General features: G+C 58.9%; 11 protein-coding genes. 2 read left to right on the plus strand and 9 right to left on the minus strand.

The features are described 5' to 3' along the window. Positions 1 to 36: 36 nt before the first annotated feature. The 7 genes from hflX to RVM24_RS10515 all read right to left on the minus strand — a co-directional run bounded on the left by hflX (position 37) and on the right by RVM24_RS10515 (position 8,065). Entirely contained in the window at positions 37 to 1,332 is a 1,296-nt protein-coding gene (gene hflX, locus RVM24_RS10485; protein WP_431475402.1) for a ribosome rescue GTPase HflX, read from the minus strand. Between the two features lie 92 nt (positions 1,333 to 1,424). Continuing rightward, a complete protein-coding gene (gene hfq, locus RVM24_RS10490) occupies positions 1,425 to 1,676 on the minus strand; it encodes an RNA chaperone Hfq (protein ID WP_058092070.1) in 252 nt (83 codons plus the stop codon). A 34-nt stretch (positions 1,677 to 1,710) separates the two neighbouring features. After that, the gene (gene miaA / locus RVM24_RS10495) at positions 1,711 to 2,757 is read right to left on the minus strand and encodes a tRNA (adenosine(37)-N6)-dimethylallyltransferase MiaA (RefSeq protein WP_286922060.1); all 1,047 of its coding nucleotides are present in this window, start codon (positions 2,755 to 2,757) and stop codon (positions 1,711 to 1,713) included. A 7-nt stretch (positions 2,758 to 2,764) separates the two neighbouring features. Next, on the minus strand, positions 2,765 to 4,660 hold the full coding sequence (mutL, locus tag RVM24_RS10500; protein ID WP_286922061.1) for a DNA mismatch repair endonuclease MutL: 1,896 nt from the start codon (positions 4,658 to 4,660) through the stop codon (positions 2,765 to 2,767). Positions 4,661 to 4,680: 20 nt separating this feature from the next. After that, positions 4,681 to 6,012, minus strand: a complete 1,332-nt coding sequence (locus tag RVM24_RS10505; RefSeq protein ID WP_061331580.1) for an N-acetylmuramoyl-L-alanine amidase — start codon at positions 6,010 to 6,012, stop codon at positions 4,681 to 4,683. Continuing rightward, positions 6,009 to 6,506: a tRNA (adenosine(37)-N6)-threonylcarbamoyltransferase complex ATPase subunit type 1 TsaE gene (tsaE, locus tag RVM24_RS10510; protein ID WP_058092074.1), complete on the minus strand. Its 498-nt coding sequence runs from the start codon at positions 6,504 to 6,506 to the stop codon at positions 6,009 to 6,011. Before tsaE ends, RVM24_RS10505 begins: the two co-directional genes overlap by 4 nt. Next, a complete protein-coding gene (locus RVM24_RS10515; protein WP_431475378.1) occupies positions 6,503 to 8,065 on the minus strand; it encodes an NAD(P)H-hydrate dehydratase in 1,563 nt (520 codons plus the stop codon). The genes tsaE and RVM24_RS10515 overlap by 4 nt, the downstream gene beginning before the upstream one ends. Before the next feature lie 131 nt (positions 8,066 to 8,196). Here RVM24_RS10515 and queG point away from each other — a divergent pair, with 131 nt between their 5' ends. Beyond that, positions 8,197 to 9,291 (plus strand): tRNA epoxyqueuosine(34) reductase QueG, encoded by a 1,095-nt coding sequence (gene queG / locus RVM24_RS10520; protein WP_431475379.1) that lies wholly within the window; start codon positions 8,197 to 8,199, stop codon positions 9,289 to 9,291. Here queG and orn read toward each other — a convergent pair. Further along, positions 9,281 to 9,823, minus strand: coding sequence for an oligoribonuclease (orn, locus tag RVM24_RS10525; protein WP_058092077.1), 543 nt, complete (start codon positions 9,821 to 9,823; stop codon positions 9,281 to 9,283). The genes queG and orn overlap by 11 nt on opposite strands. Before the next feature lie 420 nt (positions 9,824 to 10,243). Here orn and rsgA point away from each other — a divergent pair, with 420 nt between their 5' ends. Next, positions 10,244 to 11,299, plus strand: a complete 1,056-nt coding sequence (gene rsgA / locus RVM24_RS10530; protein WP_431475380.1) for a small ribosomal subunit biogenesis GTPase RsgA — start codon at positions 10,244 to 10,246, stop codon at positions 11,297 to 11,299. 33 nt (positions 11,300 to 11,332) lie between these two features. Here rsgA and motB read toward each other — a convergent pair whose 3' ends face one another. Continuing rightward, a complete protein-coding gene (gene motB, locus RVM24_RS10535; RefSeq protein ID WP_061331585.1) occupies positions 11,333 to 12,292 on the minus strand; it encodes a flagellar motor protein MotB in 960 nt (319 codons plus the stop codon). Between the last annotated feature and the right edge of the window lies 1 nt (position 12,293).

The following is a 12,293-nucleotide window of genomic DNA, read 5'->3' on the forward strand; positions in this document are numbered from 1 at the left end:
TATCAACGCCCCGGCAATAGCTTGCGGCTTTCGGACTCATCGAATCTCCAGCCTGAGCGATTCTTCCCTGACACCCGCCCGGCTCAGCAACTGCATCCAGTCCCGGTTTTGCAACCTCACCTCCAGCACTGTATCACCGGTCTCCCGGTGTTCTTCACTCAACACAGAGCCAGCCTCGTGCAGAAGGGCACGAAGCTTGCCATCGGCCGGCCCAAGCAACACAAAGTGATGCACAACGTCCTCCGCCAGCCGTTCAACCAGCGCATCGAACAGAAGCTCAAGCCCCTGCCCGGTCACCGCAGACACCCAGGCCCGAACAGGCACACCATCCTCGTTCCGGTCTATCCTGGGCTCAAATCCATCCAACAGGTCAATCTTGTTGAACACCTGAAGGACCGGTATTTCGTCCGCACCGATCTCCGCCAGCACGCTCTCCACCTGTTCCATGTTGTCATCGCGACGCTCGTCGTGACAATCAATCACGTGCAGCAGTAACGTTGCCTGAGTGGTTTCTTCCAGTGTTGCGCGAAAAGCCTCTACCAGCTTGTGGGGCAAATGCCGGATGAAGCCGACCGTATCCGCCACTACGACCGGACCAATATCCGGAAGTTCCAGACGACGCAAGGTTGGGTCCAACGTCGCAAACAACTGATCAGCAGCATATACGCTGGCTGTGGTGATTCGGTTGAATAATGTGGATTTCCCAGCGTTGGTGTAGCCCACCAGGGACAAGGTCGGAATATCGGCCCGTTTGCGGGCACGGCGGCCCTGGTCACGCTGTTTGCGGACTTTCTCAAGCCGCTTGTGAATAGACTTGATGCGTTCCCGCAGCAATCGACGGTCGGTTTCAAGCTGGGTTTCACCGGGCCCCCGCAGACCGATACCGCCTTTCTGGCGTTCAAGGTGGGTCCACCCTCGAACCAGCCTCGTTGACATATGCTCCAGCTGAGCCAGTTCCACCTGGAGCTTGCCCTCGTGGGTACGGGCACGCTGGGCGAAAATGTCCAGGATAACGCCGGTACGGTCCAGCACCCGACACTTGAGCTCGCGCTCGATGTTGCGCTCCTGACTGGGCCTGAGGGCATGGTTGAAAAGCACCACGTCCGCCTCGCTGGCGGCAACGGCATCGCGGATTTCGTCAAGCTTACCTTCGCCAACAAAAAGCCGGGGGTTGGGCTGCTTGCGGGAGCCTGTCACCATCATCACCGGCTCAACGCCGGCGGAGGTCACCAGTTCCCGAAACTCACCGGGGTCTTCAGTATCATCGTGGGCGGTGAATTCTATGTGAACGAGAACCGCCCGTTCTCCAACGTCAGGACGCTCAAACAAGATAGGTTAAACTCCATAAAAACAAACACCCGCGGCCATTCGAGCTCTCGGGCTGTCCTGGAACGCGGGTGTAGAAACCGGAAACTCCGGAAAGATCAGTCTTCAGACTCACCTTCACCTGCCGGGTTCTGCGGCGGAAGGCGCACATTGCGAGCAGGGACCACAGTGGAAATCGCATGCTTGTAGACCATCTGGCTGACGGTGTTCTTCAGCAGAATAACAAACTGGTCAAAGGATTCGATCTGGCCCTGCAGCTTGATGCCGTTGACCAGAAAGATGGAAACCGGAATGCGTTCCTTGCGCAATGCATTGAGGTAAGGGTCTTGTAAAGAATGCCCTTTTGACATGTGAGTTCTCCTGTTTATAAGTAAGTGCAGATCGTCATTTTTCTGATTTAAATGTGGTGCCAAGGCCGCTTTTTTTCAAGGCATTAACCACCACTTGCGGATCACCGGCGTTCAGCCAGTGAACATTCGGCCATTTTCGCAACCAGGTCAGCTGCCGCTTTGCCAGTTGTCGGGTGGCGGCAACGCCCTTGTCGACGAAAGTCTGGTAATCACAGCTACCCGTCAGATAATCCCACGCCTGCCGATAGCCAACGCAACGCATCGAAGGCATGTCAGGATTGAGATCACCCCGCTTCATCAGAGCACGGACTTCGTCCAGAAACCCTGCCTTAAGCATAGCCTGAAAACGAAGCCCTATACGCCGATGAAGCTCAGAACGCTCGGCTGGAGCCAAGGCAAACTGGAAAACAGTATACGGCAGGCTCGGGGTTTCGTCTGCCTGCCAACGGGTAAAATACGTGTAATCCTCAATACCTGACACCGCCTCCTGTTCAGAAGTTCCCGATTGCGCCTGCCAGATTTCAGAAATGGGTCTGCCCGTCAGGCGAATAACTTCCAGTGCCCGCATCAGCCGCTGGCGGTTATTTGGGTGGATTAGCCCGGCGGCAACGGGATCAAGGCTTGTCAGTTCCCGGTGCAGGTACTCCCAACCGTGCTCTGCCGCCTCCTGCTCGATGCGCGCCCGCAACTCCGGGTTAGCGGAGGGCAAGTCGGACATACCGTGCAACAATGCCTTGAAATACATCATGGTTCCGCCAACCAACAACGGGATGCGGCCGCGGCGGGTGATATCTGCCATCTCGGCAAGCGCATCACGACGAAAATCCGCAGCGGAATAGCTGTCGGCAGGGTCACAGATGTCGATCAGGCGATGAGGTGCTCTGGCCAGTTCTTCGGCATCAGGTTTTGCGGTACCAATATCCATACCCCGGTAAATCATCGCGGAATCGACACTGATGATGTCACAGGGGAGCGTGTCACAGAGGGCGATGGCCATATCGGTTTTGCCGGAAGCCGTCGGCCCCATCAGAAAGATAGCCGGCGGCAGCGCATGCCCCGGTTGGTGCTCAGTGTCCGACATGGAGTGACTAACGCCCCCTCAGGAACAGTTTGTCGAGTTCTGACAGCGTAACCAGAGTCCAGGTGGGGCGGCCGTGATTGCATTGGCCGCTTCGCTCGGTGGCTTCCATGTCACGTAACAGCGAGTTCATTTCCGGAATGGTGAGTTGCCGGTTTGCCCGAACAGAACCATGGCAGGCCATAGTGCCCAGCAATTCGTGAGTGACGGCTTCTACCCGGTCGCTCTGCCCGTGCTCAATCAGATCCGCCAGCACGTCCCGGACCAGTTGTTCGGTGTCGGCGCCCCGCAATAACGCCGGAATCTGCCGCACAGCCAGGGTCTCCGGGCCGATTCGTTCAATTTGCAACCCCAGGTGCTGCAACTCCTCGCCGTGAGTTTCCGCCAGCGCCGCCTCTTTCTGGCTTACCGCCAGTGACAACGGCACCAGCAGGGGCTGGCTTTTCAGATCTTGCTCGGCCAGGGCGTGCTTCATACGCTCATAGGTGATGCGCTCATGGGCAGCATGCATATCAACAACGATCAGGCCAGCCCGGCTCTGGGCAAGGATGTAGATGCCATGTAGCTGGGCGATGGCATAACCCAGGGGCGGCTCTTCATCGGTGTCTCGTGGAGGCGTGACCGCAACCGGCTGGCTGGCATGGTCAGGCCGGGAAGCAACCCCCCCGCCCTCATTCAGGGATTGATAGAACGCCATCTGGTCACTGGCCTTCCATTCCTGCTGCGGCTGGGAAGCCGACCCAACACCAAAGCCGCCTCCGTTGGCATAACCACCAGCTACAGGCGGCGCCTGGTCCGGGAGAGATGCCCCCATCCCAGCTGGATGACCGGCGGGGTTGGCAACAACTGCCTCTGGCTCGCGCCCGAAAGACTGAGCGACCGCACCGCGCAAATGATCATCCGGGCGAACATCAGCCAGAGCCCGGTGCAGGGTGCGGAAGATAAAATCATGGACCAACCGACCATCCCGGAACCGGACCTCGTGCTTGGTGGGGTGCACGTTGACATCGACGGTGGCGGGATCCACTTCCAGATAGAGCACAAAGGCGGGGTGGCGGTTGTTGTAAAGCACATCCCGGTAGGCCTGTCGCACCGCATGGGCGACCAGCTTATCCCGAATGACCCGGCCATTCACGAAGAAGTACTGCAGGTCCGCCTGGCTGCGCGAGAAGGTGGGCAATGCCACCCAGCCCCAGAGCCGCAGGCCGGTCGCTTCCGCGTCAATAATAACGGCGTTGTCTATAAACTGCTGCCCGCACAGCGAACCAATCCGTCGCTCCTTGTCGACCTCCGACTCTGCTGGCCGCAGGCTCTGCACCACACGCTGGTTGTGGCGCAGGGTAAAGCCAGCATCAAATCGGCTCAGGGCCTGCCGGCGAATACACTCTTCCACATGATTGAATTCGGTTTTTTCCGTTCGCAGGAACTTGCGCCGGGCTGGCGTGTTGAAGAACAGGTCACGGACTTCCACGGTGGTTCCCACCGGGTGCGCGGCCGGAGAAAGACGGGCATCCATATCCCGGCCTTCCACCTCCACTCGGGCAGCGGCTTCCTGGGCTTCGGTGCGGGACGTGAGTGCCAGGCGCGAAACGGAACTGATACTGGCCAGGGCTTCACCACGAAAGCCTAATGTACCGACAGCTTCCAGGTCATCGAGGGTCAGGATTTTACTGGTGGCATGGCGGCTGAGGGCCAGCGGCAGGTCGGCTTCGTCAATACCCGAGCCATCATCACGCACCCGGATCAGCTTGACGCCACCCTGCTCCACTTCAATATCAACCCGGCGTGCACCTGCATCCAGCGCGTTTTCCACTAACTCTTTGACGACGGATGCAGGCCGCTCCACCACCTCGCCCGCAGCAATCTGGTTGGCGAGCCGGGGCGATAGCAACTGAATGTGGGGCATATCCGGGAACTACCTCTTGATCAGGATGAGGGGATGCGAATGGTTTGCCCTACCATAACACGATCATCGGTCATCCCGTTAAAGCGCATTAACTCGCTGACGGTGGTCTGGTTCTGCCGGGCCACACCAGACAAGGTGTCACCCCGCTGGATACGGTACCGGCTAACCTGCCCGCCACCTTTCTGATTTTCCTTCTGCCAGGCCAATAGCGTGCCCGGTGGAGGCGTTCGCTGAAAATACTCGTGAATACCGTCCATGATGGCGTTGGCCAGTCGATTGCGATACCACTCGGTGGCCAGGTTCTGCTCTTCTTTCGGGTTCGAGATAAACCCGGCTTCCACCAGTATTGACGGTATATCCGGAGACTTCAGAACCGCGAAGGCCGCCTGCTCAACACCGGGCTTGTGCAACTTGGCAACACCGCCCAACTGCCCCAGCACAGAGCTCCCCACCCCGAGACTGGCATTGATGCTGGCGGTCATGGAGAGATCCAGCAGAACACCTGCCAGCATATCGTCGCGACCGTCCAAAGACACGCCACCAGCACCGCCAATCAGATCAGAGCGATTCTCGCTTTGGGCCAGCCAGCGCGCGGTTTCACTTGTCGCTCCCCGCTGGGACAGGGCAAATACCGATGCGCCACTGGGTTGAGGTGTTCTGAAGGCATCTGCATGCACCGAGACGAACAGATCCGCGTTGTACTTGCGCGCCAGCAACGTGCGATTGCGCAACCCGATGTAATAGTCCCCGGTGCGGGTAAGTTTGGCGGTAAAGCCCGGCTGCTTGTTGATCAGATCCGCCAGGGTTTTGGACATTCTGAGCACAACATCTTTTTCCCGGGTACCTCTGGGGCCGATAGCGCCTGGGTCTTCACCGCCGTGGCCCGGGTCGATCACGATGATGATATCCCGCTTGCCGGCTGAATCCTGAGTCACCGTGGGGCTGGCAGCCCGTTCGAGACGGCTGCCCTTCTCGTCAATCAGGTCGACCACCAGCCGGTGCCCGTATTGCTGATTGGGCTCCAACACAAAACTGCGGGGCTTGATGTCGCTTTTCAGATCCAGTACCACCCTGAGGTCGCTGCCATTGCGCGGTGCGCTGCGGATCCGCTCAATCGGACTGCCACTGAGGTCCACTTTGCTGAAATCCGCTTTCAGGGAGGTATTTTTCAAGTCGATTACCAACCTCGAGGGCCCGGATAGCGCAAACACGTTGTGCTCCACACTACCGGCAGTATCAAGGACGAGGCGCGTGTGGTCAGGCGCGGGCCAGAGCCGCACGCCTTCAATCTGGGTAGCAGCCTGAGCGAGGTTAGCCGCCAGAGCCACCATCAAACACAGAAAAAGTCTCATGAATCAGGCCCTATCAGCTCTATTTGATTCAACAGGGAGGCGCCGAACTCCGATCGGGCACGCAGTACTACCGACCGGCCTTCTCCCTGCCGTTCCAGGTGGATTTCAAGATCCGGCTCTGGCAGAACACCCTCTCCCCGCTCCGGCCATTCAATCAGACAGAAACTGCCGCCCGAAAAGTAATCGCGGATTCCCATGTACTCAAGCTCCTCGGGATCGCCCAGACGGTAAAGATCGAAATGGTATACCGGCGGGTCCAGGTCTTCATAGGGCTCCACAAGGGTATACGTTGGGCTTTTAACCGCTCCCACATGCCCGAGCCCTCTCATTACACCGCGGCTCAGAGTGGTTTTCCCCATGCCTAGATCGCCATCCAGGAACACCACAATGCCCTGATCGGATGCCTTCACCAGCCCGGCAAGCTCACCGCCCAGGCGCTCTGTTTCCGCTTCACTCTCCAGAAACAACCGGCGTTCATTGCCGAAAATGCTCATAACGCCTCCTGGTCGTCACGGCTGTTCACCTTTTCTGCTTCCCACAGCACCTTTGGCAAGGCGCTGATTACATCCGTGGGCGTCAGCCCCATATAGCCATAAGTCTGCACCGCCTGGTCCGCCGAGGCCAGATGCAGAGCCGCAGCCATTGTCGTGGCCTGCTGGGGGTCCTTCAGCTGTGCCAGCAACGCGCCGGCGATGCCGGATAAAACATCGCCCATGCCCCCGGTCGCCAGGCCCGGATTACCACCAGGAACAATCACCGGAAGTGCCGAGCCACTGGCGATAACGGTACCCGCGCCTTTCAGCAACACCACCCCGCCCAGCATGGTTTGCAGCCGGCGGGCTGCAGACAGCCGGTCCGCCTCAACGTCAGCGACATCACAACCCAACAATCGGGCCGCCTCGCCGGGGTGGGGCGTCAGTATATGGCTATCAGACACCACGGGCACTCGCCCGGCCATCAGATTGAGCGCGTCGGCATCCAACACCCGCGGCAGCCCGCTTTGTTCAACCTGTTGCAGCATCTGCTGCCCCCAGGCCAGCTTGCCCATGCCAGGACCACACACCACCACATCGGCTCTGGCCAATAATGGCGGCAATTCTGAGCCATGGATCAACCCGTGCACCATCAAGGACGGGCAGCGGGCAAGCGCAGCCGTAACATGTTCCGGGCGGGTAGCCAGGGTAACCAGACCGGCCCCGGCCCGGGACGCCGCCTCGGCGGCCATGATGCCGGCGCCACCAAAACCCCGGTCACCGGCAACCACCAACACGTGGCCAAAACGCCCCTTGTGGGCATCAAGCGGACGGACAGGCAACTGTTCCTTGCACTGGGCCCAGGACTGCAAGCGGGCAAGCGGCGGCTGGCCACTGCCAGAGATATCGTGGCCGGTATCAAGAGCCTCAAACACTACCTCACCGCAAACACCAGCGCCGACACCCGTGTACAAACCCGCCTTGGCGCCAATGAAGGTCACCGTTACATTGGCCCTAATCACATCACCAGCGGCAGAGCCAGTTGTGGCATTCAGGCCGGACGGCAAATCCACCGCCAATACCGGCAAACCCGATTCATTAACCCGCCGAATCACACCTGCAAAGGGCTCCCGGGGCGAACCCGTCACTCCTGTACCCAGCATCGCATCCACCACCAGGGTTGCAGACGACAGATGTTTTTCCAATCCGTCTTCGCCCAGTTCGCCGATATCTTCAACACTGACACCTTCCGCACGGGCCCGGTTCAGCGCGTTAAGTGCGTCCCCGGCCAACTTACCCGTCGGTGCTACCGCAATGCACCGGGCGGCGATGCCATGCCTGTGAGCATTCGCAGCCACCAAGTAGCCATCGCCGCCGTTGTTACCAGCACCGCAAAGCACCAGAATCGACCCGGGGACAGGCCAGTGACGCAACAACTGGCGAAAGGCCGCCCTGGCAGCGGCCTGCATCAACTCAAAGCCATCAACGCCTTGCTGATCAATCAGGTAGCGGTCAATTGCTCGCACCGAGTCGGCGGAGTAGAGCGCTTCTGGTAGACTGCTTGCATTGCGTATTGGCATTCGCCAAAGCTCCAGCTAAAGAAACCGGTTTAAGAAAACTGGCCAGATACCTGTAAAGAATAGCAAAACAGGGAAAAAGGTCATAACTTAATCAAATTAAATCTTCGCAGGTTACACAGCCGACTTCTCCCATGACGTCAAACCCAGAGCTCCGCTCCGAGCGGCCCGAACATGAGGCACTGCATGCCCTGCCCGACCAGATCCGGGCCTGGGCCAGCGAGCTCGGCTTTGCCGACGCCGGTATCACCTGCGCTGATACCGGGCCCCACGCCGAACGCCTGCAACAGTGGCTGAAAGCCGGCTACCATGGCGACATGGCGTATATGGCAGACCACGGCGACAAACGCTACACCCCCGACTCACTGGTGCCCGGTACCACCCGCGTTATCTCAGTACGGATGGATTACCTGCCCGCTCCGGACAATCCGAAGCAGGTACTGACTAACCGCGAAACCGCCTACGTGACTCGTTACGCCCTGGGCCGGGATTACCACAAACTGATGCGCAAACGGCTGGCCACCCTGGCGGCAAAGATTGATTCCGCGGTCAGCGGCTACGACTACCGAGCCTTCGTAGACAGCGCACCGGTTCTGGAACGCGGGCTCGCCCAGCGGGCGGGGCTGGGCTGGATTGGCAAGAACAACATGCTGATTCACCCCAAAGCCGGTTCATTCTTCTTTCTGGGTGAAATCTTTACCAGCGCTCCGCTGCCGGTAGACCAAGCCTTTGACAGCCAGCATTGTGGCTCCTGCTCCGCCTGCCTGGAGGTATGCCCTACCGACGCCTTCGTTGGCGCTCACTTACTGGATGCCCGCCGCTGCATCAGCTATCTCACCATTGAACTCAAGGGGCCCATTCCGGAAGAGCTGCGGTCAAAGATGGGCAATCGGGTATTCGGCTGCGACGACTGCCAGCTGGTTTGCCCGTGGAACAAATTCAACAAACCTACCCGGGAAAACGACTTTCAGCCCCGGCATGGCCTCGACAATAGCAGCCTGGCCGAGCTTTTTCTGTGGACGGAGGACGAGTTCCTGAAGCGCACCGAAGGCTCGGCCATCCGCCGAACCGGTTATGAAAACTGGCTACGCAACCTGGCGGTCGGGCTGGGCAACGCCCCGAGCACCATTCCGGTGATCGAGGCACTGAAACAGCGGGCCGACCACCCTTCCGCGCTGGTGCGGGAGCATGTGGCCTGGGCGCTACAGCAGCACGGCATTACAGCTTGAAAAAGGTCTCCCGGTAGTGGCGAAGTTCGTCGATGGAATCGCGAATGTCGTCCAGGGCCAGGTGGCTGCCTTTCTTTTTCACGCCATCAAGTACATCCGGGCGCCAGCGGCGGGCGAGTTCCTTGATGGTGGAGACATCCAGGTTACGATAATGGAAGAAGGCTTCCAGCTCGGGCATATACTTCACCAGGAAGCGGCGATCCTGGCCGATGCTGTTACCACACAGCGGTGATTCGCCGGCGGACAGGTACTGTTTCAGGAAGGCCAGGGTTTCTTGCTCCGCTTCGGCTTCGGAGGTTTTGCTATCTTTCACCCGCTGGGTCAGGCCGCTGGCGCCATGGGTGTTGGTGCACCATTCGTCCATGGCATCCAGCAGGCTGTCTGGTTGGTGAATGGCAATTACCGGGCCTTCAGCCACCAGGTTCAATTCTGAATCGGTAATTATCGTGGCCATTTCGATGATCCGCTCTTTCTCCGGATCCAGGCCGGTCATCTCTAGGTCTATCCACACTAAACGGTTGTGGTTGGGCATTGTATATTCCTATGCGGTTTAGTTTGGGTGCTGGTGGAGGTGTGGTGTGGCTTTTCGGAAACCGCTACGAGCACATCCATGTGCGCTTCTCTCAGGCCATCCATGGCCTTCGAAATTTCCGAAAAGCCACACCACACCTCCACATCCATGCTTATTGCTGGCCGCATGTCGAATTGAAACCCACTTTGTAGATCGGGGTGCTGGCCGGGGACACCTTTCCGGGAGTGTCTGAAGCCATGGATGGCTTCAGTCAAGCGCACAGGGATGTGCTCGTAGCGTCTCCCGGAAAGGTGTCCCCGGCCAGCACCTGCACCCAAGTCGGGATCCAGACGGCCATAGGCAAAAGTTCAGAAACTCTGCCTATTGTCCATGATTCACGTATCATGTGACACACCACTTTCCCGGAACATTTGAGAGCCGATGGCCAAGAGAAAACTGAACAAACGCCAACAGTGGCGCATCGAGAAAATCCAGAAGGAACGCACCGAACGGCTGAACCGCAAGGAAAAAGCCGTGGAAGCGCAAGCTGAAGCCGGCGAACTGGGGCCTGAACAGGAAGGCCTGGTGATTGCCCACTATGGCCAGCAACTGGATATCGAAGCGCTGGAAGGTGACGACACCGGGCGTGTGTTCCGGTGCTTTGTTCGAGCCAACATCGACAACCTGGTGACCGGTGACCGGGTGGTGTGGCGGCCCGGAAAAAGCGAGACCGGGGTGATCGTAGCGCGCTGTGAGCGCAACAACCTGCTGCAGCGGCCGGATAACTTCGGCGCCTTGAAGCCAGTGGCGGCGAATATCGATCATATTATCCTGGTGATTGCACCGGAACCGGAGCCTCACGACAACCTTATCGACCGCTACCTGGTGGCCTCGGAAAGCTCCGACATTCCGGCGGTTATCCTGCTGAACAAGACCGATCTTATTACCGACCAGAACCGGGCCCAGATTGATGCGCTGCTGGGTCGCTATGAAGCGCTTGGGTACCAGGTGGAGCGTACCTCTGCCACTGCCTGCGCCGGGCAGCCTGCGCCAGAGGTGGAGTCACTGGTCCGGGACAAAACCAGCGTTTTCGTGGGCCAGTCGGGGGTGGGCAAGTCATCCATCATCCAGACCTTGCTGCCGGATGAACTGCTCCGAGTGGGCGCGGTATCCGAAAGTACCGGCAAAGGCGTACACACCACCACCACGGCGAAGCTGTTTCACCTGCCGGGCGGCGGCAACCTGATTGATTCTCCAGGGATTCGGGAGTTCGGTTTGTGGCACATGACCCCACAGGAAGTGGAGTATGGTTTCCGGGAAATTCGGCCGCTGATCGGGCTTTGCAAGTTTCGCAACTGCCGCCACATGGGAGACCCCGGCTGCGCGCTTGATGCGGCAGCAGAGGCCGGAACGGTGTCGAGGGAACGGCTGAAGAGTTTTCACCGGATTCTGCAAGATATGGCAGAACAACAGTCCCGGGGGCTGAGAATCACCTGAGGCAACAGCCCCGCGCACGGCGCCAGCGGAACGTTACCAGTTCAACTCTCCGGGCGCCGGTTCCGGCCGCTCCTCGAACCAGTCTCCCCGCTCCAGTTGCTCTCTCGCTTCCTGCTGCTGTTCTTCCGTCGGCTGGGTGAGGTCAATCAACGGCTGATCTGACCTGCCCGCGCCGGTTTCAATACTGTCAGCGGCTTTTTTGTTGAGCACGATGATCGAGATCCTGCGGTTCACCGGGGCTGTCGGGTTTTCCTTGTCAAACAATACAGAATCACTCAGCCCCACCACCCGGGCAATCTGCTGAAGACGCACGCCGCCGGCAACCAGGGCTCGCCGGGCCGTGTTGGCACGGTCTGCCGACAGCTCCCAGTTGGTATAACCGGGCCGGCCAACAAATGGCGTGGCGTCGGTGTGTCCGGTAATGCTGAGTTTGTTATTGACCGAACCGAGAGTTCGGGCCAGCTCAAACAGAATGTCCTGGGAATAGTATTTGAGTTCAGCACGCCCACTGTCGAACATCGGGCGGCCAGAGCGATCAACAATCTGGATTCTCAGCCCCTCATCGGTGATGTCGATCAGCAATTGATCCTTGAATTCCTGCAAGGTCTCGCTTTGCTCAATCCGCTCCTGGAGCTCCTGGAACAGCTGTTCCATGCGACGCTGTTCGAGCGTGTCAGCCAGTTGGTCAACCACTTCGTCCTGGATCTGGACAGGGCTTGATTCGATGTCCTGGGTCGCTTCGTTGATAACCGATGCACTACCCCCCAGGTCCACCGGGCTGCGAGCACCGCCTTCCATGAAACCGACAGGGTCTTTGAAATACCCCTCAACCGCCAGTTTCTGTTCGGGAGACGCTGTGGCCGTAAGCCAGAGAACCAGAAAGAACGCCATCATGGCGGTGGCAAAGTCTGCAAAGGCCACCTTCCAGGAGCCACCGTGATGGCCCCCGACCACTTTTTTCTTGCGTTTGATGATGATCGGCTGTTCTTCCACA

Source organism: Marinobacter sp. KM021 (assembly GCF_050707965.1).
GTDB classification, from domain to species: Bacteria; Pseudomonadota; Gammaproteobacteria; order Pseudomonadales; family Oleiphilaceae; genus Marinobacter; species Marinobacter shengliensis.

What these genes read in the sequence shown, in the direction of transcription:
- hfq (WP_058092070.1), bottom strand. Translation starts at nt 1,676, where the DNA reads ATGTCAAAAGGGCATTCTTTACAAGACCCTTACCTCAATGCATTGCGC.
- miaA (WP_286922060.1), bottom strand. Translation starts at nt 2,757, where the DNA reads ATGTCGGACACTGAGCACCAACCGGGGCATGCGCTGCCGCCGGCTATC.
- mutL (WP_286922061.1), bottom strand. Translation starts at nt 4,660, where the DNA reads ATGCCCCACATTCAGTTGCTATCGCCCCGGCTCGCCAACCAGATTGCT.
- RVM24_RS10505 (WP_061331580.1), bottom strand. Translation starts at nt 6,012, where the DNA reads ATGAGACTTTTTCTGTGTTTGATGGTGGCTCTGGCGGCTAACCTCGCT.
- tsaE (WP_058092074.1), bottom strand. Translation starts at nt 6,506, where the DNA reads ATGAGCATTTTCGGCAATGAACGCCGGTTGTTTCTGGAGAGTGAAGCG.
- RVM24_RS10515 (WP_431475378.1), bottom strand. Translation starts at nt 8,065, where the DNA reads ATGCCAATACGCAATGCAAGCAGTCTACCAGAAGCGCTCTACTCCGCC.
- queG (WP_431475379.1), top strand. Translation starts at nt 8,197, where the DNA reads ATGACGTCAAACCCAGAGCTCCGCTCCGAGCGGCCCGAACATGAGGCA.
- orn (WP_058092077.1), bottom strand. Translation starts at nt 9,823, where the DNA reads ATGCCCAACCACAACCGTTTAGTGTGGATAGACCTAGAGATGACCGGC.
- rsgA (WP_431475380.1), top strand. Translation starts at nt 10,244, where the DNA reads ATGGCCAAGAGAAAACTGAACAAACGCCAACAGTGGCGCATCGAGAAA.